Raw genomic sequence first — 25,187 nt, 5'->3', positions numbered from 1 at the left:
CTCATATTGATATATCAAATTTAATTATTGCTGAGCGCCTTTAATCGCTTCTTCTGCCAATTGAGTGATTCGTTGATAATCACCGGCTTCAAGGGCATCTTCTGGCACTAACCATGAACCACCGATACACAATACACTTTTCAAGGCAAGGTAATCGCGGTAGTTAGCTGGCGATATTCCACCCGTTGGACAAAATTTAACTTGTGAGAAGGGGCCAGCAATTGCTTTTAATGCTTTTACACCGCCATTGGCTTCGGCAGGGAAGAACTTAAACTCTTTTAAGCCATAATTCATACCGAGCATTAATTCTGAAACGGTTGATATACCTGGAATTAGAGGGATACAACCTTTTGTTGCTGCACTGAGTAACTCTTCGGTAAGACCTGGGCTAATAGCGAATAGGGCGCCAGCCTCAGTGACGGCAGTGAGTTGTTGAGCATTAATCACAGTGCCTGCTCCGATCATCGCCTCGGGCACTTCATTGGCAATAAGACGAATTGCATCAATGGCACACTCAGTACGCAGTGTCACTTCAAGTACTCTAATTCCCCCTTTTACCAGTGCTTTTGCGAGAGGAACCGCCTGTTCAAGTTTATTGATCACAATGACGGGAACGACAGGGCCTGCATTGAGTACATCTGCAGCAGCTAATTTCCAATTATGCATAATCTTTTCCTATTCACTGAAGGAGTTAAAAATCGAGACTACAAGCCCCTTCTTCGGCACCCGAGAAGTGGTTTCTTAATGCACTAAAGAGCTCTCGACCACAGCCTGAACGTTGGGCACTTAAATCTGGTTGATAAGCCTGACGAGCGGCGAGTGTTGGTTCATCGACTCGCAGAGTCAATTCACCCGTTACACCATTCACACGAACGATATCGCCATTTTCCACCTTAGCCAGTAAACCGCCATTATGTGCTTCCGGGGTGACATGGATGGCCGAAGGAACCTTACCTGATGCGCCGGATAATCGACCGTCTGTTACTAGTGCAACTTTATAACCTCTATCCATCAGAACCCCTAATGGAGGCATGAGTTTATGGAGTTCAGGCATACCATTTGCAGATGGGCCTTGAAAACGGACAACAATGACGCAATCACGATCTAATTCTCCAGACTCAAACAGCGGCAAAATATCGTGTTGGTTATTGAAGACGACAGCAGGAGCTTCAATGATTTGATTCGCTTCCGGTATTGCGGAGGTTTTCATGACGGCGCGTCCTAAATTCCCTGATAAAACTTTTGTACCACCATGATGGGAAAATGGCTGATTAATATCTGCGATGACGTTCAAGTCAAAGGAGGTATCGGGGCCGTCACGCCACGCTAAATGACCGTTGTCTAGCCAAGGCTCCATGGTGTAGCGCGAGAGGCCATCACCAGCAACAGTATGAACGTCGTGATGGAGTAATCCTTTGGATAAGAGCTGGCGGATAAGGAGAGGTACTCCGCCTGCGGCTTGAAATTGATTTATATCTGCTTGACCGTTGGGGTAAATGCGGCAGATTAATGGGATCACTGCTGATAGCTCAGAGAAATCATCCCAATTAATGATGATCCCTGCTGCTCGTGCAATAGCCACTAGGTGCATAGTTAAATTAGTTGAACCGCCAGTTGCAAGTAAGGCGATAATACCATTCACAATGACCTTTTCGTCAATTAATTGACCTATTGGCAGGTAATTACCTGATTGTTCGGTTAAACGAGTAATTTGGCGTGCTGCTGCCTCGGTTAAGGCGTCGCGTAAAGGGGTATCCGGCTGAACAAAAGAGGCCCCCGGTAAATGTAGCCCCATAACCTCCATGACCATTTGGTTAGAGTTTGCGGTACCGTAAAAGGTACAGGTGCCAATACCATGATAAGAGGCAGCTTCAGCTTCTAATAGCGCGTTTCTATCTACTTTGCCTTCGACATATAGCTGGCGGATGCGGACTTTTTCTTTATTCGGTAACCCTGTTGCCATTGGACCGGCAGGAACAAAAATAGCGGGAAGGTGACCAAAGGACAAGGCTCCAATCATGAGACCGGGCACAATTTTATCGCAGATCCCAAGGTATAACGCGCCGTCAAACATATTATGTGAAAGGCCAATTGCGGTAGACATTGCAATCACATCACGGCTTAGCAGAGACAATTCCATGCCATCTTGCCCTTGAGTTACACCATCACACATTGCAGGCACGCCGGCGGCAACTTGCCCAATAGCACCCGATTCGAGTAACGCTTTTTTCAGACGCTCAGGGTAATTGTCATAGGGGCGGTGAGCTGACAGCATATCATTATAAGAGTTAATGATCGCAATATCAGAGCGTGTCATGCTTTTGAGGATCTTCTTATCTTCAGGTTGGCAGGCTGCAAATCCATGAGCGAGGTTACCACAAGCAAGTTCTGCACGATGAACGGTTGTACTACGTGCTTGCTCAATTTTGTGTAGGTAATGCTCTCTTGTTTTTTTTGAGCGAGCGATAATACGTTTGGTGATCCGCATTATTTCAGGATGAACGGAGGAATAACCGTTCTCTATCTTATTGGAATTGCTCATAATTACTAACCTCATCACAGAGACTTTTTATCTACCAACACGCATTTATCAAATAAGGGCGCTGAAGAGACTTTATTTGTTTAGCGATATGTTACCGGTAACATTGTTAATTGAAATGCATAGAGTTGCAATGGATCGTGGACAGATTTCGAAGTATCTGTGATCTGAATCAAGATTGCTTGACTTGTTGATTGAGGGAAAATTGTGCTGTTTTCGATTAATAGGCTGAATTTTGTGAATGATTTGTGGTCTAGTAATAGGCTTACACATTGATTGAGAAAGAAGGTCTATAGTCGGGGATTCATGCTAAAACGGTTTATTGCAGTGGCATTACTGTTCACATCGTCTTTAACATATGCAGAGACGGTATTGGAATCAGGCTCGCTATCAATACTCAATGATATTCAGCAACGTACAAAAGGACTGAATGAAGAGCAGCGGGTTAAAGTGATAACTGAAACATTGCTAGGCACGCCTTATAACAGTCACACGTTGAACGCTTCTTTTTCGGCGAAAGAAACGTTGGTTATAAATTTAAAATCAATGGATTGCATGACTTTTATTGAATATACAGAAGCATTTAAAAGATCAGAGAATTATGATGATTTTATTCATAATCTAAAAAATATCCGTTATACGCAAGATAATATCTCCTATGTGAATCGACGGCATTTTTTCACCGATTGGTTGTATCAAAACGACGGTATGGTGTTTGATATCACACAAACCATCAGCCCTAACGCAGTTCAGGTGTATAAAAATCTTAATTTAAAAAGTCATGGGCAGCGCTTTATTCAAGGTCTACCGGTAACGAAACGCGTAGTCAGCTATATACCGACAGAGTATATTGATGAGGCTGTGTTAGATGCGCTACAGACAGGGGATTATATTGGGATTTATGCTAATCGGGCTGGGCTAGATGTAAGTCACGTTGGGATTGCTATTCGTCAGGGCGGTAAAATTTATTTTAGAAATGCTTCCTCATTAAAACTTAATTTGCAAGTTATGGATATAGAGTTAATGCGCTATTTGCGTGGTAAGGCTGGGATCATTGTCGTCAGATCCACAGTAGACTCATCGACCGGATATTAGGGGATTACTTCAAGTTCTGATATCGCCATTAGTTAAATTTACAGCTTTAAATATATCTTTATGGAGCTGACTGTATTCAATTTGAATTGGATTTAATTTAATATTTAATTCATAAATTATGATCTACCTCATATTATGGATTGTTGTTACTCATTTTTCAGGAATTCTAAATATTGTTTAAAGTGTCTAACTATTTCTAGAGTTATTTAAAGTGTAAATAGTTATTAAAATATTAAGTATAAATAATTAACTATAAAACTAATTGTAGGCGTGATAAAAATAAAAAAATGATTAAAAAGCAATGAATTGCTTTTTTAAAAAAGGAATAAATTTGTTTAATAAAATGAATGATAACTATTAACTATCAATATGTTAAATTTTGATTGCTGATAACTATTTTTAAAGAGGGGGGGAAATTCTATAATAGTTGGGCTAATAAAATAATATTATTTCCTTTTCTAGGAGAGGGATATGGCGATAAAAAAAAGAGAAGATGTGTATGCTTTATTAGGTCACCATTTGCGTCAAGCAAGAATGAAAAGAGGATTATCTGGTCACGAATTAGCAAATATTATTAATTTAAGTCAGCAACAAATCTCGCGTTATGAGCGTGGCGTAAATAAATTGAGTTTAGATAAACTTATTGAAATTATTGTATTTTTAGATATCGATGTTAAAGATATTGTGAGGATTATTACGACAGAAGTTGAACATGAGAAGCGAACTTTCTATACATCAATAGAATAGGAAATTTATTTGAGATTAGGAGGTCTGACGAGATTCTCTAATTTATTAGAGGAATTTTTAGGCTGTTCTGATAAAGACTAAAACTTTGTTAATAATTTTAATCTAATATAGTCAATGTGACTAGTTATCAACGCGTAATATGTGTTCGAGCACCTCTATGGGTAACTGGTATTAAATTATCGGTTACCCACTCAAACTGTAAAATATACTAATATAATTGGTGAATATATCACTCAAGGTATGCTTATTTACCTTAGTCATCCATGACTCTTTCGTTATACATCGGATAAATAATCGCGATTGAAGGTCAACTTATATCTGAACTATCAAGACTAGATAAATAAACATGTGGTTTATACTTAATAAAGTATTCCGATTGATTATTTTTTATCAGATTAATTATAAATTATTCTAAAATTAATCATCTATCATATCAATTTTTGATAATTTGATTTTAAAGAAACCAGACCGTTTTCGTATTTTTACCCTTTTATTAGGTTTTGGTTTTAACTATTAACCAAATAAAGGCTATATTTGATTAAAGTAAAATAGTAACTAGATTGATAATGGTAACCTAAACCAATGAATTAAACTTATGCTAAATTCTTTTGAAACAAATTAGAGATAAAATAATCAACCCATTTAAGGTAAGGATGCCGTGCAGGCTATAAAGCATTTTCCGTGTATATGATAGCCTGAATCGAACGGTTAAAATGCTCAAAATAACGGTTACGCATTTTGGCTTAAGCATGGGTAAAAAAGGTATTTCAATCGTTTTTTTTAATATGGATAATGCCCTATTTTTCTTGGCGATTTAGCTTAGATAATCGTCTATTTTTATTTTGTGTATTCTTTGTAAACAAATAAATAGGTAGAATGCCTGTCAATTTAACATAGGGGCTATAAGGACAGATTGAATGATCCGTTATTTATTAATTCTAATGGTTTTTATTATTTCAGGTTGTTCAACGCTGTCACCACGGCAGGGATACTATGTTGATAATCGCTATCCGTCACGCAATACGAGTGAAAGGGTCCAATATGTGGTTTTGCACTATACAGTGTCTGATGACAATCAATCTATCTATCTGCTCACTAAAGGTAATGTGAGTTCCCATTATCTGATCCCAAGTACTCCCTCACAGGAAAATAATAAGCCCGTGGTATTACAGCTAGTGCCGGAATCGCTAAAGGCATGGCATGCTGGTGATAGCCATTGGCTAAATAGCAGTAATTTGAATGATACTTCTATTGGTATTGAAATTGTGAATTCAGGTTTTTCCACGGATCAGAATGGCCGTAAAATATGGGCTCCTTTTAATCAGTCGCAAATTTTAGCTTTAATCCCGTTAGTGAAAGATATTATGCAGCGCTATAATATCCCTGCGCAAAATATCATCGGGCATAGTGATATTGCGCCATTACGCAAAGAGGACCCCGGTAGAGCCTTTCCATGGGAAGAATTGGCGAAACAAGGCATTGGCGCATGGCCTGATGCTGCGACAGTAAAAGGTTATTTGTCGAATAGAGGGAAAGACGAGCCGAGTAATGTGCTATTGTTACAGAAGGCGCTAAGGTTTTATGGCTATGCGGAAATTCCGCTATCAGGGGAGCTGGATGGGCAGACGCAACAGATCATTAGCGCATTCCAAATGCATTTCCGTCCACGGAACATTGATGGAAAAGCCGATGCTGAAACTGAGGCAATTGCGTTAGCGCTTATTGAAAAGTACCGTGATATGCCACGTTTCTTATCTACAAATTCATTTACGCATCCACAGGTTCAGCATATAACTAATTAATAACCTTATTTTTATAGGTTAGCGGATCGCGCCATATTCACGACTGATCTCTTTGGCGGCTTTGATCACCATAGCGCCGAGTTCAGTCACCCGATCGTCGGTGATCCGTGAAAGTGGCCCTGAAATAGAGATGGCAGCAAACGCCTCTTTGTGTTCATCATAAATACATGCGCCAATGCACCTGAGTCCTAAAGCGTGCTCCTCATCATCATAAGAGAACCCTTGCTTTTTCGCTTGTTGCAGGTTTTCTTTAAGGGCAGATGGCGTCGTTAAAGTATAAGGTGTATAGGCGTGAAGCCCTTTTTTACTCAATAGTGGAATGAGTTGTTCTTCCGGTAAGTTGGCGATAAATGCTTTGCCTGCACCGGAAGCATGCAGAGGAAGTTTCCCACCGATAGGGGCAGACATGCGCATTAAAGCATTACATTGCACTTGGTCGACAATGACTGCGTCGAATTCACTATGGTCAAGAATGGCAAGGTTGACGGTCTCACCGGACTCTTCCATTAAACGACGTAAAATAGGGTGAACTAAGGCCAGTAGGTTACGACTTTCAAGGAAGCTGCTCCCAATAATAAACGCATTAGAAGCAATCACCCATAAGCCGAGATCGCCAGTCTGACGGACAAAACCGTGTTGTTCGAGTGTCATGAGCAAACGGTGGGTTGTGGAGTTAGGTAGACCCGCTTGTAGAGCAAGGTCGGTCAACGCAATCCCTCCCGTTGATTCAGAAATATATTCCAAAAGGGTTAGCCCACGACTTAATGACTGGACTTGACCTGCCGCAGGTGCTCCACTTGCCGGCCCCTTTGCCTTTTTTATTTTTTTACTGATTGATGCAGTCGCCATTAAGTCTCTCCTGACTGGAATGAATTTTTGTTTCTATTATGGATGATTTCACCTCAAAATACTCATCGGATCAGTGAAAAATTAGATCTTATGCAACCTGAGAAACTCTCATCATGAGGTGGAATTCTCAACGTAAAAATTATGATAGGATGAATGTGGCACTAATTTAACTTATGACTTTGGTTGTTGTTTTTTAGGAGGCAGGGAAAGTGGTTTATAAAATCAGTATGTTAGAACAAGAATTACAAAAAAGGATCTTAGTACTGGATGGCGCAATGGGGACGATGATCCAGCGCCATAAGCTAACCGAAGAACAATTCCGTGGTGAACGCTTTGCGGATTGGCCTTGTGACCTCAAAGGAAACAACGACCTCCTTGTTTTGACTCAGCCTGAAATTATCCGCGATATTCATGATCAATACTTTGCGGCTGGGGCAGATATTGTTGAGACAAACACATTTAACTCAACAACGATTGCGATGGCAGACTACAAAATGGAATCGTTGTCTGCCGAAATAAATGAAGCCGCTGCACGTATCGCCCGTGAATGTGCCGATGAGTGGACACGTAAAACACCGGAACAGCCACGCTATGTTGCTGGTGTGTTGGGACCGACTAACCGCACAGCCTCGATCTCCCCTGATGTTAACGACCCCGCATTTCGGAATATCAATTTTGATCAATTAGTTGAAGCCTATCGTGAATCAACGCGCGCCTTGATCAAAGGAGGTGTCGATCTGATCATGATCGAAACAATTTTTGATACGTTAAATGCAAAAGCGGCGATCTTTGCGGTTGAAACAGAATTTGAAGCCTTGGGAGTGACTCTGCCAGTTATGATTTCGGGGACGATCACCGATGCGTCTGGGCGTACCCTATCGGGGCAAACTACCGAAGCTTTCTATAACTCATTGCGTCATGCTAGACCTTTATCCTTTGGTCTCAACTGTGCTTTAGGGCCAAATGAATTGCGCCAATATGTGTCTGAACTATCGCGTATTGCGGAGTGCTATGTCAGTGCACACCCTAACGCAGGCTTACCCAATGCTTTTGGCGAATATGATCTCGATGCACAAAATATGGCGGAACAAATTCGTGAATGGGCACAAGCAGGCTTTTTGAATATTGTCGGGGGATGTTGTGGTACGACACCGTTGCACATCAAAAAAATTGTTGAAGCCGTTAAAGGAATTGCGCCGCGCGCCTTACCAAAGTTACCTGTAGAGTGCCGTTTATCAGGGCTAGAACCACTTAATATTGGCAAAGACTCGTTATTTGTTAACGTCGGCGAACGTACGAATGTGACGGGATCGGCGAAGTTTAAACGTCTCATTAAGGAAGGAAACTACCAAGAGGCATTAGATATTGCTCGCCAGCAAGTGGAAAACGGCGCACAGATTATCGATATCAACATGGATGAAGGGATGTTGGATTCGGAAGCGGCGATGGTGCGTTTTCTTAATTTAATTGCTGGCGAACCTGATATTGCCCGTGTTCCCATTATGATCGACTCTTCAAAATGGGATGTTATCGAAAAAGGGCTGAAATGCATTCAAGGCAAAGGCATTGTGAACTCAATTTCGATGAAGGAGGGGGAAAGTGCCTTTATCGAACATGCCAAATTGGTGCGTAAATATGGTGCCGCAGTCATTGTGATGGCATTTGATGAGGTAGGCCAAGCCGACACCCGTGAACGAAAAATCGAAATTTGTCGTCGTGCCTATCACGTATTGACTGACACGGTCGGTTTCCCTCCAGAAGATATTATTTTTGATCCAAATATTTTTGCCGTCGCGACAGGTATTGAAGAACATAATAACTATGCTGTCGATTTTATTGAAGTTTGTCAGGATATTAAGCAGCAGCTTCCACATGCGATGATCTCTGGTGGTGTCTCTAACGTGTCGTTTTCATTCAGAGGCAATGATCCCGTTCGTGAAGCGATCCATGCTGTGTTCCTCTATTATGCTATCCGTAATGGCATGGATATGGGGATCGTCAATGCGGGGCAGTTAGCTATCTATGATGATCTGCCTAAAGAGTTAAAAGATGCGGTCGAAGATGTGATCTTAAACCGCCGTGAGGATAGCACTGAACGCCTGTTGGAATTAGCGGAAAAATATCGTGCATCAGGCAGTGAGGAGCAGCAAGTTCAACAGGCTGAATGGCGCTCTTGGGCTGTCGAAAAGCGTTTAGAATATGCGTTAGTTAAAGGGATCACCGAATTTATCATCCCAGATACGGAGGAGGCGCGCCAACTCGCAGCAAGCCCTATTGAAGTGATTGAAGGACCATTGATGAATGGGATGAATGTCGTGGGTGACTTGTTTGGTGAAGGGAAAATGTTTTTACCACAGGTTGTTAAATCCGCTCGAGTGATGAAACAAGCAGTTGCCTACTTAGAACCTTATATTCAGGCACTTAAACAATCAGGTAGCAGCGCGGGTAAAATTTTATTAGCGACCGTTAAAGGTGATGTTCACGATATAGGTAAAAATATTGTCAGCGTCGTTTTACAGTGTAATAACTATGAGATTGTTGACTTGGGCGTGATGGTACCTTGTGAAACCATCTTAAAAACAGCCCGTGAGCAGAATGTTGATGTTATTGGCCTTTCTGGGTTAATTACGCCTTCGTTGGATGAGATGGTCCATGTGGCTAAAGAGATGGAGCGCCAAGGCTTTACAATCCCTTTGATGATTGGGGGAGCGACAACATCAAAAGCTCACACGGCAGTAAAAATAGAACCCAATTACAGCCACTCAGTGACATATGTACAAAATGCATCGCGCACTGTAGGCGTGGTTTCCGCGCTACTTTCCGCAACACAAAAAGCGGAGTTCGTTGCTCGAACTCGCCGTGAATATGAAATCGTTCGTGAGCAACATGGACGTAAAAAACCCAAAACCCCGCCAGTCTCCCTTGAAATTGCTCGCGCTAACTCAGTGAAAATTGATTGGCAAAATTACCAGCCACCTGTGCCACGTTTCCTTGGTGTGAAAGAGGTCAAAGCATCGATTGAGACATTACGTCATTATATTGATTGGACGCCTTTCTTTATGACATGGTCGCTCGCGGGGAAATATCCACGCATCCTAGAAGATGAGGTGGTCGGTGAAGAGGCGCGTAAATTACTAAAAGACGCGAACAACATGCTAGATCAACTCGCGAAGGATAATGCCCTGACGCCAAGAGGCATATTTGGTCTATTTCCTGCAAACAGTGTAGGGGATGATATTGAAATATATCGTTCCTCGGCTCGTGATAGTGCAGATGTTATCGCTCTCAACCTACGTCAACAAACAGAGAAGAAAGAGTTTCCTAACTACTGTTTATCTGACTTTGTCGCCCCTAAAGCCAGTGGAAAAGCGGATTATATTGGTGCTTTTGCGGTTACGGGGGGGTTAGAAGAAGATGCCCTTGCAGATGGATATGAACAGCAACATGATGACTATAATAAAATTATGTTGAAGGCGTTAGCTGATAGGCTTGCGGAGGCATTTGCGGAATACTTGCACCAGCAGGTGAGAAAAGAGTATTGGGGTTATGCCCCTGACGAGGATTTGCCGAATGATGAGCTGATCCGTGAAAAATATCAGGGGATCCGACCGGCGCCGGGGTATCCAGCTTGCCCTGAACATACCGAAAAAGCCAAAATTTGGCAGTTATTAGATGTGGAAAATCAAGTCGGTATGCAATTAACCAGTTCTTATGCAATGTGGCCTGGAGCGTCGGTTTCAGGTTGGTATTTCAGCCACCCTGAAAGTAAATATTTTGCCGTCGCTCAGGTGCAGCGGGATCAGGTCGAGGACTATGCAAAACGTAAGGGAATGTCAGTCAGTGAACTTGAAAGATGGCTCGCACCAAATTTAGGCTATGACCCAGAGGATTGAATTTCCGGAGGGTCGGCACCATCTTATCAGTAAGACACTTAAAGAGGCTGAACGATGAGCTACGAATTTATTATTGAAGATAGGCTGCCGAACACGGCAGTTTATCCTTATAAAATCCAAAACAGTGCGGCACCTGAGACATTTTTCATGAGTGAAGATCTGGTGAGCGCCATGATGAGTATTTTGCAAATCATGGATAAGCTTGATACCGATGAGATGTTAGATGACCACTGTTTCAATCAAATTTGGCTAAAAAGTGAATTGACACCGGCTCGTGCGGAGGAGATTTATCTTTATTTAGAAGATGCACAAATGGTTGAGCCTGTTCCTTCACAAGAAGAAATTGACGCATTCCACCAAGCACAACGCGATGAAGATAAATTATTATCGAAAGAAAGCCCGAAAGAGGGAATGATCCCTGTGCATAAGTTTGCCACCAATGACGGTTGGTTGGTCACCATGAAAGAGTGTGGTTGGATAGCTGAAGTTTTCTCCCCTGAATTAATCGGGGAAAACCAATTTGTTGTGTCACAAATAGCGAACCTATGTAAGGTCAGCCATGAAATGCTGGAATCCATGCTAGTGGAATGGGGGAAATTTAATTTATTCGCAAGCAAACATGGCGGTTATCGAGTCAACTAATCCCCTGTAGGTGGTGAACGGTTTTTCACCACCTAAAATATGCCTAAATATTCTATTATTCGTTGCTGATTTTAGGAGCTGAACGCTTATGCTTTTCCATGAGGAGTGTTATGTTATAAGCATAATGCTGGCGAATGGATTGATTGAATGAATTTACGACCCTTAATATTTTTGCTTTGTTTAGGCAGTGCTGCTTTTGTGCAGGCTAATTCCAAGGAAACATTATCGGTACAAGGAAAACAGCAACCGCCAGCTTCTCTTGCCACACCCCCTGAAAACCTTCCTGTCGAGTTTACTCATAAATTAAAAGAAGCTGAGTCTGGTGATATTGATGCCATGCTCAATATTGGCCTTGTTTATATGGATGGTACTGATTATTTATCTCCTGATGCAGATAAGGCTTTCATTTGGTTTAAAAAAGTCTCTGATCGCGGCAGTGCCGATGGTGACTATTATTTAGGGCTTTTAGCACAACAGCAGCAAAAATATGCAGAGGCAGTGCGCTGGTATCGGAAAGGGGCAGAAAAGGGTGACCCTGATTGCCAATATAGTTTAGGTTTTTTGTATGAGCGCGGCTTAGGCTTGGAGCAAGATTATAAACAAGCTAAAGCATGGTATACGAAGTCCGCCGAACAAGGGGGCGCGTATAGCCAGTTGGCGTTAGGTATGTTTTATTACGATGGCTTAGACGGTGAGGTTGATTATCAAAAAGCCAAAATGTGGTATGAAAAGAGTGCACAGCAGGGAGTGGCTGCGGCAGTCAATAACTTAGCTGTCTTATATGAAAAGGGTGAAGGCGTTCAGCAGGACGAGGAAAAAGCCATTGATTTGTATCGACAAGCAGCAAATATGGGTTCAGCAATTGCACAAATGAATATGGGGGATCTCTATTATGAAGGCCACCGTTTGATTGAAAAGAACCCGTATCAAGCGATGTATTGGTATAAGCGTGCTGCATCACAGGGGTATACAGATGCACTGTTTGTGATGGGGCGGGGCTATGAAGAGGGTGATGGTGTAGGCAAAGATCTTGGCAGTGCCTTTGAGTGGTATTTGCTAGGCGCCAATAATGGTTCTGTTCCTGCTGCAATGAAAGTCGCGGAGTTTTACGAAAAAGGGTTAGGCGGTGTCAAAGCCAATCATGGAAAAGCCATTGAATGGTATATGAGCATGGCCGAGGATGATATTGTCGAAGCACAAACAAAACTCGCTGAATTGTATATTGCAGGGCAACTCCCTGAGATAGATATTCAAAAAGTGGTGAGTTGGCTACAAGCCTCAGAGCAGGATGATATCCAATCAAAAAATCAATTGGCCATTTTTTACTTAACGGGAAATGGGGTAAAACAAGATGCGCGAAGAGCGCGGGAATTATGGCAACAATCCGCGTTTCAAGGCCTCAGTGATGCACAAAATAACCTTGCCGTCATGTATGCCAAGGGGCTTGGTGGCGATAAAAATATCTTTCGAGCCATCATGTGGTTTGAGCGGGCGAGTCAGCAGGATGATACAACAGCACAAAAAAATTTAAGGTTGTTAAAAGAGAATGCAGCGGTGACAGCAGCGATGTTGGAGTACACGGCAAATGTACAAAAGGCGATGGCTAAGATAAAGGGAGGTGATGAATGATAGCTGAATTGATGGTCGCATATGTACTCGCGGCAACATTGCTAACAATAACACCAGGTATTGATACCGCACTAATTTTAAGAACATCAACGGTTCAGGGAACACGAACGGCCTTTGCCGCCGCGGCAGGAATTGGGTTAGGGTGTTTGGCGTGGGGGGCTATGGTAGCCTTTGGTTTAGGCGCACTGATTGCCGCCTCTGAACTCGCTTACTCTATTTTAAAATGGTGTGGTGCTGCCTATTTGTGTTGGCTTGGTGTTCAAATGCTATTGAAACCGAGAAACCATTTTTCAGGTAATAACGCGACATCCACCAAGCAACAAAATTGGTTTATGCGAGGCTTTTTGGGCAATTTACTTAACCCAAAAGTAGGTATTTTCTATGTCTCATTTTTACCGCAATTTATCCCTGCCGGAAAAGATGTAGTGATGTGGACATTTTTGCTGGTGGGGATCCATGTCATTTTAGGGATTATTTGGAGTGGCTTGTTGATTGGTGCTACCCGCCCCCTATCGACATTATTTAAAAAACCGGCGGTAATTCGCTGGATGGACAGAACAACAGGGCTAATTTTTATTATGTTCGCGGCTAAATTAGCTTTCTCTCGCCGATAAAGTCAAAGGCGCCCTTTATCTAAGAGCGCCTGTCTTCTCAGTAAAGTGAGCCGTTATTCAAATAGATTTGAATGCAGAGTGCGCACTATCTCTTCCGCGTCATTACCTGGTACCAGTAGGCAGATATTATGGCTGCTGGCACCGTAGCTGATCATTCGGATATTGAAGGATTCTAGCGCCCCAAAAATTTGTTTGCCGAGGCCATTTACTTGCGACAGTTCGTTACCAATGATGGCCACTAGCGCTAAGTTTTCTTCTACTTCTACGCGGCATAGCGCTGATAGCTCTGTCATCAGTGCGTTGGTGAGTAAGCTACCATTTGTACCCGTAGAGCCAGTGGTGTCTAATGTGAGGGCTACGCTCACCTCGGATGTGGTGATCAAGTCAACGGAAATATTGTGACGTAATAAAATCGTGAATATTTCAGCTAAGAAGCCTCGAGCATGCAGCATTTTTAGGCTATGTAACGTGAGCAGTGTTTGTTTACGGCGCAGTGCTAACGCTCTAAATTGAGGGGCATTCGCGGTTTTATCACACACTAAGGTTCCGCCAGCTTGTGGCTCTTTACTGGAGCCAACAAAAACAGGGATCCCAGCACGTACCGCAGGTAATAGCGTTGCTGGATGCAATATTTTAGCGCCAAACGTTGCCATTTCTGCGGCTTCGTCAAAAGCAATTTCATCGATACGCTGTGCTGCGGGTACGACGCGTGGATCTGTCGTGTAAATACCAGGAACGTCTGTCCAGATATCAACACGTGCTAAATTGAGAACTTCAGCCAATAATGCCGCGGTATAATCGCTACCGCCACGGCCAAGTGTTGTTGTGCGTCCTTTGCTATCTTGCCCAATAAAACCTTGTGTAATGACTAAAGAACCCTGTAGGCGAGGGAGCAAGTGTTGTTGGGCCGACTCTTTTAATTGCAAAAGGTCGGGTTCAGCGCGACCAAAGTTTGCATTTGTTTTCATTACTTTGCGCACATCAAACCATTGTGAGTTAGCCCCACGCTGGCGGAGGACTTCAACAAACAGCAAAGTCGACATAAGTTCACCGTGACTCACCATTTCATCGGTGAGCGCATCGGAAGTTGCCAGAGAAGCGGAATCTGCCAAATGAGCAATATTATCTAATAAACGATTAATCTCTTCGCGAATTACTTCCGCATGTTGTAAATGATCAATAATCGCATATTGGATCTCTTTAACTTTTTGCAGTAGCTGATTACGTTTGTCGGCATCGCAACCTTCGGCAAGCTCTATCAACAAATTAGTGATACCCGCAGAAGCAGAAAGTACCACTACGCGGACATTATTGTTCGAAAGAACAACGTCTGCACTTTTGTTCATGGCTTCAAAATTAGCGACACTTGTCCCCCCAAATTTGGCGATAACGTACGGATTATTTTCTGGCAAAGAGGCTACTGCATTCATGGTATCAATCCCTTTTGGCAATCTATTTTTTATATAGAAATATCGGGTTAGGCCGATGCCGTCAATGAAGAATCGATGCAAATCAGTAATTCTAATGATGACTAATTTATTATCGCTTTTCCCGATGGCTGTAATAAGCTCTGGAAAAATTGCAAAAAATTGCCCAATATCATAAGGATTGCAAGAACGCAGGAAAGTGATAGGTCAAGATGACTCGGCGAGTTACAATTATTTTTATTTCAAATATTTTGGAGAGTGTTATCCATGAATAGTATTAATCCAAGCCAAACGGCAGCATGGCGGGCGCTAGAGCAACATTTTGCGCAAATGAAAGATACCCATATGCGCGACCTGTTCAAACAAGACAATGATCGCTTTACCAAATTTTCCGCGACATTTGACGACCAAATTTTGGTGGACTACTCCAAAAACCGAATTACTCAAGAAACATTGGATAAGTTATTCGCATTGGCTGAAGAGACTCAGCTAAAAAGCGCAATGAATAGTATGTTCAGTGGTGAAAAAATTAACCGTACCGAAGATCGTGCTGTATTGCATATCGCACTACGTAACCGTGACAATACACCGATTTATGTTGATGGCAAAGATGTGATGCCAGATGTCAACGCGGTCTTAGAAAAGATGCATCAATTTAGTGAGCGCATTATTAATGGCGAGTGGAAAGGGTATACTGGCAAGGCTATCACGGATGTGGTGAATATCGGTATCGGTGGCTCAGATCTTGGTCCATTTATGGTCACCGAAGCGCTACGCCCTTATAAAAATCACTTAAATATGCACTTTGTTTCTAACGTTGATGGCACGCAGATAGCGGAAACGTTGAAAGTTTTAAATCCAGAAACAACTCTGTTTTTAATCGCATCAAAAACCTTCACGACGCAAGAAACCATGACGAATGCGCATTCAGCGCGTGATTGGTTGCTCGCACAAGCGAAAGATGAACAGCATATCGCAAAACATTTCGTGGCACTGTCAACCAATAGTGAGCAAGTCGCGAAGTTCGGTATTGATACGGCAAATATGTTTGAGTTTTGGGATTGGGTTGGTGGCCGTTATTCATTATGGTCAGCGATTGGCCTATCCATTATCTTGTCTGTGGGTTATGACAATTTTGTTCAGCTCCTCGAAGGGGCTCATGCAATGGATAAGCACTTTACCCAAACGGCTTTTGAAAAGAATATTCCTGTTCTCCTTGGCTTAATTGGCATTTGGTATAACAACTTTTTTGAGTCGGAAACTGAAGCGATTCTGCCATATGATCAATATATGCACCGTTTTGCCGCTTATTTCCAACAAGGAAATATGGAGTCAAATGGTAAGTATATTGACCGTAATGGCAACAAAGTTTCTTATCAAACGGGGCCAATTATTTGGGGTGAACCGGGCACGAACGGCCAACATGCCTTTTATCAATTGATCCATCAAGGAACTAAAATGATCCCTTGTGATTTTATTGCGCCAGCAGTAACGCATAATCCACTCGGTGATCATCACGATAAATTACTGTCGAATTTCTTTGCTCAAACGGAAGCGTTGGCATTTGGTAAGACGCGTGAAGTTGTTGATGCGGAATTTGCGGCTCAAGGTAAAAACCCTACAGATATGGAGTATGTTGCTCCTTATAAAGTGTTTGAAGGTAACCGCCCAACAAACTCAATCTTGCTTAAAGAGATCACACCTTATTCATTAGGTGCACTCATTGCGATGTATGAACATAAGATCTTCACGCAAGGGGCAATTCTGAATATTTTCACCTTTGACCAATGGGGTGTAGAGCTTGGGAAACAATTGGCGAGCCGAATTTTGCCTGAGTTAGAAAGTAAAGACGAAATCAGCAGCCATGATAGCTCAACTAATGGACTAATTAATCGTTATAAAGCTTGGCGTTGATAAGCGTCATAGCTACCTTTCACAGCCTGCCATAATGGCAGGCTGTCGCTATTTAATCATTTCTACTTGATCATTTTGTGTGTATGACTCATTAGCGTTAAAAATTATTTTAAGAAAATTTTACAATTCATGTGGGATTTGTGATTTTTTAACTAATTTGTTAGCTAACTTTAACCTTATCGCAAGGCAACGTGATATCCTTCATGCTAAGAACCAATATGATACAAAACCACACAGTATAGTGGTGGAATGATGAGTAATGGATGAAACGCTTTTTATCTCTCACCCGATAACATGGCTATCAGAAGATGATGACCTTGTTCCTGAAAATGTTTTAGATTGGCTACATGAACTAGGGTCGATGACAAAACGCTTAGAGCAGCATTGCCAACGTGTCACGGTTGTTCCTTATACGCAACGTTATGTGACTCAAGAGGCATTGAGCGAAGAAGAAGCGGCGTGTTTACCTGTCAGTGAATATTATTGGTTACGTGAAGTCATTATGTATGGTGATAATATTCCATGGTTACTTGGACGAACGTTAATTCCACAGGAGACATTGACTGGTGAAGACCGGAAACTTATTGATATCGGTGCTGTACCGTTAGGGCGTTATCTCTTTAGCCATGATAATCTTTCCCGTGATTATATTCATATAGGGCAGCAAAATTTGCGATGGATCCGCCGCTCTCTATTAAGATTATCTGAAAAACCTTTATTATTAACCGAACTGTTTTTACCTGAATCACCTGCATATAAAAGATAAAAAATAAAAGGAGCACAACAAATGGAGGGAAGTATGGCGCTAAGTAAATGGCATGCCTACAGCCGTTTGATGCGTATTGATAGGCCGATAGGGTCGCTATTATTGTTATGGCCAACCTATTGGGCGTTGTGGATTGCCGCTCAAAGTATACCGAGTTTACATATTCTTATTGTCTTTACGGCGGGCGTTTTCTTGATGCGTGCAGCCGGATGCGTGATTAACGATTTCGCAGACCGCCACTTTGATGGCCATGTTGAGCGAACGAAACACCGCCCATTACCCAGTGGTGATGTGACAGAAAAAGAAGCAAAAATTTTATTCGCTAGCCTCGTTGGTCTCTCATTTTTATTGGTACTGACGCTAAATTCAATGACTATCTGGCTATCTGTTGCCGGATTAGCTTTGGCGTGGATTTATCCTTTTGTTAAGCGAGTCAGCCATTTACCTCAAGTTGTTTTAGGTGCCGCATTTGGTTGGTCTATCCCGATGGGCTTCTCTGCTGTCAGTGAATCGTTACCATTGGTGTGCTGGGTACTGTTTTTGGTCAATATCTTGTGGTCCGTGATTTATGATACCCAGTATGCGATGGTTGACCGCAATGATGATTTAAAAATCGGCGTTAAATCAACAGCGATACTGTTTGGCCAATATGACAAGCTGATTATTGGTATTTTACAGATCGTGATGATTGTTTTATTGGTGTTAGTGGGTTCATTGGCTGATTTAGGAGCGGTGTACTATATCGCACTATCACTATCGGCATTGCTGTTTATTTACCAACAAAAATTAATGGTAGATAGGGAACGAGCACCGTGTTTTAAAGCCTTTTTAAATAATAACTATGTTGGATTGATCTTATTTATTGGGATTTTCTTAAGTTACTTGTAAACCATTTGTGGAATAGTAAAGGGGTAATGTGAAGCACATTACCCCTTTTACGTACTGACGACCCTACGTTTTTAACGTGGGATTTTGTTTATAAGGGGGAACATGAATTGCATTCCCCCTTTTGGTTTCTTTAGACTTAAAAGTTAGTCTTCTTTTGATTTTTCTGTCTCAGTAGCGCGCTCCTCTGGTTGACTCACGCTCTCGATAGTCAAACGAATTTCTGGCGACATTAAACGCGAAATAACCGCATAGAGTTTTTTCGCATTGGCCGTGAAAATGTCGTTTTCATCATTATCAATGTAGCCTTCTTCCCGTAGCGTTTCGACTAAGATTGAAAAGACCGCTTTATCGAAGAATTCAGGAGCGTTAATACCGTGCAGCACAGAAAGACGTTGAGCTAGCATGCGGCTCTCTTTTTCTAATGTATTACGGCTAATTTCTGGACTCGCATTGAGTAAAGAAAGCGTAATCGCATAGCGCTGTAAGGTTTCGCGAACACCTGCTGCGAGCAACTGTAATGGGCGTATACGACGTGGATTAAGAATGACAATATCGTCTTCTTTTAAGCACACTAATTTCTGGTTATTTAGCTCATCAATTAAGGTATCAACGACGTCAACCAAAGAGCCACTATCAAAACGCATAAACAGTTCAGCTTTGAGGAAGGGATAAATTTGCCCTACTTGATAGTGGATATCTTGGCGGCTAATACTTTCATGATGGAGCACAATGCTCGAGATCAGTGATGGCAACACCAATAAGTGATGAATGTTATTACGATAATAAGTCATGAGGACGGCATTCTCACGAGGAAGAATGATAATGTCTCCCATACTATCTTTTTCGACTTCAAACTTATCCATCTGCAAAGCATGTTCTAACAATTGCTCCGCTGTTTTATTTGGTGTTGTTGCATCAGCCGTATAAGGAACATTACGCAATAACTGTAGGTAACAATCGACTTGCTCAATAAGTTGTTCACGCGTTAATGAACGTTGGCGCGACGCAAGTAATGCCGTTGAGCACAGGTTGATAGCGTTAGCTGCCGCAGCATTATTAATATTGACCATAATGTGATCTGCTAGCCCACTGACGATTGGGTTTAACCAACTCGGGCGCTGAGGTTCGATAGGGTCAATCGAGTCGCGCCAATCAGGTACACGTTTTGTGAGATATTGAGAGAGTGAAATAGGCTGACCAAAATTCACATAGCCTTGGCCTAAGTTACGTAATTTACGTAGGCCGCGAACCATCGAAAAGAAGCCTTCTTTCTCTTTTTCAGCACCTCGTAGCTCTTTGGCATAGGTTCCCACTTCCAGAACATTTTCATAGCCAATATAAACGGGCACGATCGTAATAGGACGAGAGTCGCCACGTAGCATCGCTTGTAGCGTCATCGACAAGGTACCTGTTTTTGGCTGAAGTAAACGGCCTGTACGGGAGCGACCACCTTCAACAAAATATTCAATAGAGTAACCCCGCGCAAATAATTCACTGAGGTACTCACGGAATACGGTTGAATAGAGTTTATTACCTTTAAAGGTTCGACGAATAAAGAAAGCGCCGAGGTGACGGAAAATAGGCCCCGCAGGCCAGAAATTCAAGTTGATACCTGCCGCGATATGAGGAGGAACTAAGCCTTGATGATATAAAACGTATGACAGCAGCAAGTAATCCATGTGGCTGCGATGAGAAGGCACATAAACGATTTCATGACCATCTTGCGCCAATTGGCGAACCCGCTCGGCATGCTGAACGTTGATCCCTTGATATAAGCGGTTCCAAGTCCAACTTAACACTCGGTCAGTAAGACGTATCGCTTCATAAGAGAAGTTAGCGGCAATTTCTTCCATCATATTGACGGCATTTTGCTGAGCTTTCTTCAGTGGAATTTTTTTGCTACGGGCTTCGTCTTCAACCGCCTTTTCAATGGCTTTTGAGGTTAGCAGCTTATTGAATAGCTCTTGGCGAACAGGCAATTTAGGGCCAACAGCAGCAAGGCGTTGGCGTGAATAGTGAATACGCGCGACCCGTGCAAGTTTATTCGCAATAATAGTATCTGTGCCATGTTCTTGCGCCATCAAGCCCATCGACACTGGAGGGGAAAAGCGAACAAAGCTATCTCGTCCAAGCCAGATTATGGCAAAGAACTTTTGAATACCGTTAAGTAAACGCAATGGCGGCGCCGGTGTATGCCCTTCACGCCCAGGAGAGCGACCGAACATGACAGAAGCCGGTAGCATTTGGATATCAAGATTCGGATTACTACGATGCAAATCTAAGTAGGCATGGAATACCTTCACCGATTCTTTACGTGGATTAGGAGAATAATAACGAAATACTCTAGGGCCATCATCAATAAAGACGTAAGCCGGTAATTTAGTGCCATTAATGTCATTATCGACCAAAGGATCAGGTAGGCCGATAGATAAGCATTGGTGACGTAATGTTAAAAGGTCAGATTTAGAATGATATGGCAGCACATATAATGTGGGCCGACTGGTGTCCAATTCAAGTTCTGAAATAGGGTCCGTTGGAACGAGTTTGCTCTTTACCAGTAATTTAAGTGGTAAATTCAACGTGTTGTAATATATTTTACGCCATAGTGACATAAATGATTATAGCCTCTTGTTAACAATGCTTCGCAAGCATACCAGAAATCAACTGGCAAATCTGTTACTGACAATTAACTTTGACCGCAAAAAATGATTATTGTTTTGTAATTTTGAGGAATAAATATGGCAAACCAAACTAAGGGATTTACGCGTGTAATTAAGGCTGCGGGTTACTCCCTTAAAGGGTTGAAAGCAGCTTGGGTCAATGAGGCTGCATTTCGGCAAGAATCCGTTGCGGCAATACTTGCTGTCATTATCGCGTTATGGCTGGATGTTAGCTATATCGACCGATTATTATTGATTAGCTCTGTTGTACTGGTCGCTATCGTAGAATTAATTAACAGTGCAATAGAGGCGGTCGTGGATCGTGTAGGAAGTGAATATCATGAGTTGTCTGGACGAGCGAAAGATATTGGCTCAGCGGCTGTGTTTATCACGATTGGGTTAGCTTTAGTTATTTGGGCGACGATATTGTGGCAGCATTATTTCGTTGGCTAGTCAGAAATTATCGAAAACAGAGCGATTATCGGTGAGATTACTGGCAAATATGGCATTCGAGTGATTTAAGTGTTTCAAATCTTCATTTACCTGTATATACTCACAGTCTGACTGTATAAACAAACAGGGGAACGAAATGAAAGCACTGACCGCTAGACAACAGCAAGTTTATGATCTGGTGCGCGATCACATTTCTCAGACGGGTATGCCACCTACACGTGCTGAAATAGCAGCAAGCCTTGGTTTTCGTTCGCCTAATGCGGCAGAAGAGCATCTTAAGGCCTTAGCTCGTAAAGGGGTGATAGAGATTGTTTCAGGGGCTTCTCGTGGTATCCGTTTACTGCTTGAAGAAGAAAATGATCCTGAAATTCAGGGGCTACCTTTAATTGGGCGTGTCGCTGCCGGCGAACCTTTATTAGCGCAAGAGCATATTGAAAGTCATTATCAGGTTGATCCTGAGCTATTCAAACCACATGCTGACTTTTTATTGCGTGTTAATGGGATGTCGATGAAAGATATCGGGATTATGGATGGTGACCTGTTAGCTGTTCATAAAACACAAGATGTCCGTAATGGGCAAGTGGTTGTGGCGCGTATTGAAGATGAGGTTACGGTAAAACGCTTTAAGCAACAAGGTAACCGCGTTGAGTTAATCGCCGAAAACCCAGAGTTTGCACCTATTATTGTCGATTTACGTCAACAAAATTTCACTATTGAAGGATTAGCGGTAGGTGTGATTCGCAATGGTGATTGGTGTTAATATTGGTCTTATAACCACCCTTCAAAATATTGCTGGCAGATTTTACTGTTTTCTAATATCAACCTAGGTTTGTCATTAGGTTATTAAATTAGATAAAAAGTCTGCCACTCTATTTAAGTGCTCCCTCAGCAAGTACCTACTATCAGCAGTAATTCTACGCCACTTCTTATTTCTTCTTTGTGATAACCGGTTGCTCATGGTTGTGTTCACAATGTTCATGATCCTGGCAAGTGCTGAGTTCGTAACATTCATGACATAATCCATGATTTTCTACCACAGTGTGTCTCAGGTGAAATTGGTGGCTGTTTGCAAGAGACATAATTGCTGTTTCAATTGTTGTGCAATCACTCTCTGTGACACTTCCGCAATGATCACAAATCAACATTACTGAGATATGACTCGGGTTATCGAAATGGTGACAGATGACATAACTATTTGTTGATTCTATTTTATGAATAAACCCTTGCTCTATTAAGAACTCTAAGCCTCTATAAATCGTTGGTGGTTTTGCTTGAGGCTCTACCTCTCTTAATAAATCTAATAAGTCATAAGCACTGATTGCGCCATGTTGCTGTGCAATCAGGCGTAAAACAGTTTCTCTTTGCGGTGTGAGCCGAACGCCTCTTGATTGGCAAATTTTTTCGGCCATCACTAGCAGTTTATCTTCACTCATTTTTTTCATGGTAATTGACCTTACATCAAAACTGAAAATTGCTGTTGTAAACAAGTTTACCATAACTTCATTGCAGATAGAGATGGAAATAAGAAGAGAGCAAAAGGGCTAACATAGAGAAAAATAGTTATTTATCAAAAACAAGAATGAAAATTTTAATCCGCAATATCGGACAAAAATAGAGTCATATTACATTTTAAATGTATCGCTTGAGGTTAATTGTCATAACACAGTTTGGGCGCTTTTCTTAACTGTCAGTAATTGTAAGGCTTTAGGCTAGGCTTTTCTGTTAGACCGATGTTTATCGGTAAACGGCACAAAACTGCCGATTTTGGGATGCTATAACCGTCTACGGTCATTAACCTTATAAAATTAAGGTGTAAAATTTAAAATTATGCATTTTGTTTTTTGTATCTCAATAGTGGTTAAATATTCTATTTAAGATATCTTATTTAATTAAAATAAAGCGATAATTTGTGACTTAAGGTACTTTGTAAGTATTTTTTCGTCAATAGAAGCAACAATCACTAGGCTATTATGGGGAGTGTCTTTTTATGAATAGTTAAAAGATCGTCTGCAATATCAATAAACTTCATTAGTGGATAATTAATTTGTAATAAAAAATTAGTAGAGGCATAAATAGAGTAGTATTTACTTAGTTATATATTCTAATGTATTTATTTAGCGAATATTGTTTCACTGCCCGTGACCCACATAATCAAAAATAAATCTTGAGTTTCATATCACTTTATTTTTCTAGTTATAAACTCATACCGCGAGAAGTCTTTGAAATACTTCTATCTCTTCTTTATAGATGAATATCTTTATATTCTCTCACTTCACCCTTAGATAAAAGAATATCATCGTTCACTGCTAAGCGACTGCATATGAGGCATGTTTCCCCTATCTATATAGGAGAACAGCGTTGATATGTTTAGGATTATCATGGTTTTTTAAAGGTAACGATTAGAGATAGAACATTGCTATTGAAAAATTATTCTCTTGAGTGGAGATACATCTTTGTATCTAAGTAAAGTAATGCCGTAAGTTTAATTAAAAAATAGCCACTTGGTGAAATTCTAAATAAAACCAAAGGGTAATCATTACACTCAAAGCGGATGACATGAAAAGTAAAGAACTGTTACATTTGGGGTGAATGTCAATTAAGACTTATCTTACAACAATTCAGCCACATAGATTTAATTATCTTCTTTTGTGTGTAAGTTGGTGTTAAGTATTGTTAGATTATAAAATATAGAATTTTATTTCAGTATATTCCTTGTTTATAGTTTTATATGTAATGAAATTATTTCAAACAAATGGATACAAATGTAAATTTTTATAAATTATTTGCCTTTTATAAATATAAATTAATCCAATTTTGATGGCTAAAAATATGATTTTTTAGCTTTTGTGGTTGTTTATTCTTTTGTCTTGGTGTTTGTAAATATTATATTTTGTTTGTAGTGCTTTTTTGTTGTGTTTTTGACAAAAGATATTGTTGCGGTAATATTGGAACCAGTTGATGAGGATGTTTGGAAATATTCTTCATATTGAAAAAGATAATTATGCTACTACGTTTTGCTTTTAGAGAAAACGCGATTAGATAAAGATTTTGATATCTTCCAAATATAAGAAAACTCCTAACATTAAATATGTTCCTGATGTTGGCTATTATCTTTGTCTAGTTAATAGTTAATGAAATGACTAATTAACTAGGTTGAAAATTTTATCCATATAGCTATTTCTATATTGGCCGTCACTTTCCTTTATAGGAATAGTATTTTTATTTTTTACTATAGGCGGTGCTCAGGAGTCTATTACTGGATAGCTGAA

At 41.2% G+C, this 25,187-nt stretch carries 18 protein-coding genes; 12 read left to right on the top strand and 6 right to left on the bottom strand.

Annotation, left to right across the window (positions count from 1 at the left end):
- Positions 1-24: 24 nt before the first annotated feature.
- Together PSF11_RS13660 and edd are read right to left on the bottom strand one after the other, a co-directional pair.
- On the bottom strand, positions 25-666 hold the full coding sequence (locus PSF11_RS13660) for a bifunctional 4-hydroxy-2-oxoglutarate aldolase/2-dehydro-3-deoxy-phosphogluconate aldolase (RefSeq protein WP_072502579.1): 642 nt from the start codon (positions 664-666) through the stop codon (positions 25-27).
- 25 nt (positions 667-691) lie between these two features.
- Positions 692-2,488, bottom strand: a complete 1,797-nt coding sequence (gene edd / locus PSF11_RS13655; RefSeq protein ID WP_376739128.1) for a phosphogluconate dehydratase — start codon at positions 2,486-2,488, stop codon at positions 692-694.
- A 357-nt stretch (positions 2,489-2,845) separates the two neighbouring features.
- Here edd and PSF11_RS13650 point away from each other — a divergent pair, with 357 nt between their 5' ends.
- The 3 genes from PSF11_RS13650 (at position 2,846) to PSF11_RS13640 (ending at position 6,183) form a co-directional block, all read left to right on the top strand.
- Complete coding sequence (locus PSF11_RS13650) at positions 2,846-3,634, top strand: N-acetylmuramoyl-L-alanine amidase-like domain-containing protein (protein ID WP_004925887.1); 789 nt, start codon at positions 2,846-2,848, stop codon at positions 3,632-3,634.
- Between the two features lie 471 nt (positions 3,635-4,105).
- The gene (locus PSF11_RS13645; RefSeq protein ID WP_004925889.1) at positions 4,106-4,381 is read left to right on the top strand and encodes a helix-turn-helix domain-containing protein; all 276 of its coding nucleotides are present in this window, start codon (positions 4,106-4,108) and stop codon (positions 4,379-4,381) included.
- 917 nt (positions 4,382-5,298) lie between these two features.
- Positions 5,299-6,183 (top strand): N-acetylmuramoyl-L-alanine amidase, encoded by an 885-nt coding sequence (locus tag PSF11_RS13640; protein WP_014656937.1) that lies wholly within the window; start codon positions 5,299-5,301, stop codon positions 6,181-6,183.
- A gap of 18 nt (positions 6,184-6,201) precedes the next feature.
- On the opposite strand, the gene iclR is transcribed toward PSF11_RS13640, so the two are convergent.
- Positions 6,202-7,032, bottom strand: a complete 831-nt coding sequence (gene iclR, locus PSF11_RS13635) for a glyoxylate bypass operon transcriptional repressor IclR (protein ID WP_004925895.1) — start codon at positions 7,030-7,032, stop codon at positions 6,202-6,204.
- A 227-nt stretch (positions 7,033-7,259) separates the two neighbouring features.
- On the opposite strand from iclR, the gene metH reads away from it, so the two are divergent.
- The 4 genes from metH to PSF11_RS13615 all read left to right on the top strand — a co-directional run bounded on the left by metH (position 7,260) and on the right by PSF11_RS13615 (position 13,810).
- Complete coding sequence (gene metH, locus PSF11_RS13630) at positions 7,260-10,925, top strand: methionine synthase (RefSeq protein WP_072503007.1); 3,666 nt, start codon at positions 7,260-7,262, stop codon at positions 10,923-10,925.
- A gap of 54 nt (positions 10,926-10,979) precedes the next feature.
- Complete coding sequence (locus tag PSF11_RS13625; RefSeq protein ID WP_004925899.1) at positions 10,980-11,567, top strand: hypothetical protein; 588 nt, start codon at positions 10,980-10,982, stop codon at positions 11,565-11,567.
- A gap of 147 nt (positions 11,568-11,714) precedes the next feature.
- The gene (locus tag PSF11_RS13620) at positions 11,715-13,196 is read left to right on the top strand and encodes a tetratricopeptide repeat protein (RefSeq protein WP_004925902.1); all 1,482 of its coding nucleotides are present in this window, start codon (positions 11,715-11,717) and stop codon (positions 13,194-13,196) included.
- Positions 13,193-13,810, top strand: coding sequence for a LysE family translocator (locus PSF11_RS13615; RefSeq protein ID WP_004925905.1), 618 nt, complete (start codon positions 13,193-13,195; stop codon positions 13,808-13,810). Before PSF11_RS13620 ends, PSF11_RS13615 begins: the two co-directional genes overlap by 4 nt.
- A gap of 53 nt (positions 13,811-13,863) precedes the next feature.
- Here PSF11_RS13615 and lysC read toward each other — a convergent pair whose 3' ends face one another.
- Positions 13,864-15,240: a lysine-sensitive aspartokinase 3 gene (gene lysC, locus PSF11_RS13610; protein ID WP_004925907.1), complete on the bottom strand. Its 1,377-nt coding sequence runs from the start codon at positions 15,238-15,240 to the stop codon at positions 13,864-13,866.
- Between the two features lie 264 nt (positions 15,241-15,504).
- On the opposite strand from lysC, the gene pgi reads away from it, so the two are divergent.
- The 3 genes from pgi (at position 15,505) to ubiA (ending at position 18,805) form a co-directional block, all read left to right on the top strand.
- Positions 15,505-17,151: a glucose-6-phosphate isomerase gene (pgi, locus tag PSF11_RS13605; RefSeq protein ID WP_040132715.1), complete on the top strand. Its 1,647-nt coding sequence runs from the start codon at positions 15,505-15,507 to the stop codon at positions 17,149-17,151.
- Positions 17,152-17,410: 259 nt separating this feature from the next.
- Positions 17,411-17,917 carry a chorismate lyase gene (ubiC, locus tag PSF11_RS13600; RefSeq protein WP_004925912.1) on the top strand — a complete coding sequence of 169 codons (507 nt, stop codon included), beginning with the start codon at positions 17,411-17,413 and terminating at the stop codon, positions 17,915-17,917.
- 33 nt (positions 17,918-17,950) lie between these two features.
- Complete coding sequence (gene ubiA / locus PSF11_RS13595; protein ID WP_169342289.1) at positions 17,951-18,805, top strand: 4-hydroxybenzoate octaprenyltransferase; 855 nt, start codon at positions 17,951-17,953, stop codon at positions 18,803-18,805.
- A 143-nt stretch (positions 18,806-18,948) separates the two neighbouring features.
- Here the strand turns inward: ubiA and plsB are convergent, their stop codons facing one another.
- Positions 18,949-21,417: a glycerol-3-phosphate 1-O-acyltransferase PlsB gene (gene plsB / locus PSF11_RS13590; RefSeq protein ID WP_014656931.1), complete on the bottom strand. Its 2,469-nt coding sequence runs from the start codon at positions 21,415-21,417 to the stop codon at positions 18,949-18,951.
- A 126-nt stretch (positions 21,418-21,543) separates the two neighbouring features.
- Between plsB and PSF11_RS13585 the strand changes: the two genes are divergently transcribed.
- Both PSF11_RS13585 and lexA read left to right on the top strand, forming a co-directional pair.
- Entirely contained in the window at positions 21,544-21,918 is a 375-nt protein-coding gene (locus PSF11_RS13585; RefSeq protein WP_004925918.1) for a diacylglycerol kinase, read from the top strand.
- Between the two features lie 136 nt (positions 21,919-22,054).
- Entirely contained in the window at positions 22,055-22,678 is a 624-nt protein-coding gene (lexA, locus tag PSF11_RS13580; protein ID WP_004925920.1) for a transcriptional repressor LexA, read from the top strand.
- 166 nt (positions 22,679-22,844) lie between these two features.
- Here lexA and zur read toward each other — a convergent pair whose 3' ends face one another.
- Positions 22,845-23,360: a zinc uptake transcriptional repressor Zur gene (gene zur, locus PSF11_RS13575; RefSeq protein WP_004925923.1), complete on the bottom strand. Its 516-nt coding sequence runs from the start codon at positions 23,358-23,360 to the stop codon at positions 22,845-22,847.
- Positions 23,361-25,187 lie beyond the last annotated feature (1,827 nt).

The sequence above is a fragment of the Providencia sp. PROV119 genome, from assembly GCF_028482435.1.
Lineage (GTDB): Bacteria > Pseudomonadota > Gammaproteobacteria > Enterobacterales > Enterobacteriaceae > Providencia > Providencia stuartii.
The sequence above is the reverse complement of the archived record's forward strand: the minus strand, read 5'-3'. Positions and strand labels throughout refer to the sequence as shown.

What these genes read in the sequence shown, in the direction of transcription:
- lexA (WP_004925920.1), top strand. Translation starts at nt 22,055, where the DNA reads ATGAAAGCACTGACCGCTAGACAACAGCAAGTTTATGATCTGGTGCGC.
- PSF11_RS13660 (WP_072502579.1), bottom strand. Translation starts at nt 666, where the DNA reads ATGCATAATTGGAAATTAGCTGCTGCAGATGTACTCAATGCAGGCCCT.
- PSF11_RS13650 (WP_004925887.1), top strand. Translation starts at nt 2,846, where the DNA reads ATGCTAAAACGGTTTATTGCAGTGGCATTACTGTTCACATCGTCTTTA.
- PSF11_RS13640 (WP_014656937.1), top strand. Translation starts at nt 5,299, where the DNA reads ATGATCCGTTATTTATTAATTCTAATGGTTTTTATTATTTCAGGTTGT.
- lysC (WP_004925907.1), bottom strand. Translation starts at nt 15,240, where the DNA reads ATGAATGCAGTAGCCTCTTTGCCAGAAAATAATCCGTACGTTATCGCC.
- metH (WP_072503007.1), top strand. Translation starts at nt 7,260, where the DNA reads ATGTTAGAACAAGAATTACAAAAAAGGATCTTAGTACTGGATGGCGCA.
- edd (WP_376739128.1), bottom strand. Translation starts at nt 2,488, where the DNA reads ATGCGGATCACCAAACGTATTATCGCTCGCTCAAAAAAAACAAGAGAG.
- iclR (WP_004925895.1), bottom strand. Translation starts at nt 7,032, where the DNA reads ATGGCGACTGCATCAATCAGTAAAAAAATAAAAAAGGCAAAGGGGCCG.
- PSF11_RS13585 (WP_004925918.1), top strand. Translation starts at nt 21,544, where the DNA reads ATGGCAAACCAAACTAAGGGATTTACGCGTGTAATTAAGGCTGCGGGT.
- ubiC (WP_004925912.1), top strand. Translation starts at nt 17,411, where the DNA reads ATGGATGAAACGCTTTTTATCTCTCACCCGATAACATGGCTATCAGAA.
- plsB (WP_014656931.1), bottom strand. Translation starts at nt 21,417, where the DNA reads ATGTCACTATGGCGTAAAATATATTACAACACGTTGAATTTACCACTT.
- zur (WP_004925923.1), bottom strand. Translation starts at nt 23,360, where the DNA reads ATGAAAAAAATGAGTGAAGATAAACTGCTAGTGATGGCCGAAAAAATT.
- pgi (WP_040132715.1), top strand. Translation starts at nt 15,505, where the DNA reads ATGAATAGTATTAATCCAAGCCAAACGGCAGCATGGCGGGCGCTAGAG.
- PSF11_RS13620 (WP_004925902.1), top strand. Translation starts at nt 11,715, where the DNA reads ATGAATTTACGACCCTTAATATTTTTGCTTTGTTTAGGCAGTGCTGCT.
- PSF11_RS13645 (WP_004925889.1), top strand. Translation starts at nt 4,106, where the DNA reads ATGGCGATAAAAAAAAGAGAAGATGTGTATGCTTTATTAGGTCACCAT.
- ubiA (WP_169342289.1), top strand. Translation starts at nt 17,951, where the DNA reads ATGGCGCTAAGTAAATGGCATGCCTACAGCCGTTTGATGCGTATTGAT.
- PSF11_RS13615 (WP_004925905.1), top strand. Translation starts at nt 13,193, where the DNA reads ATGATAGCTGAATTGATGGTCGCATATGTACTCGCGGCAACATTGCTA.
- PSF11_RS13625 (WP_004925899.1), top strand. Translation starts at nt 10,980, where the DNA reads ATGAGCTACGAATTTATTATTGAAGATAGGCTGCCGAACACGGCAGTT.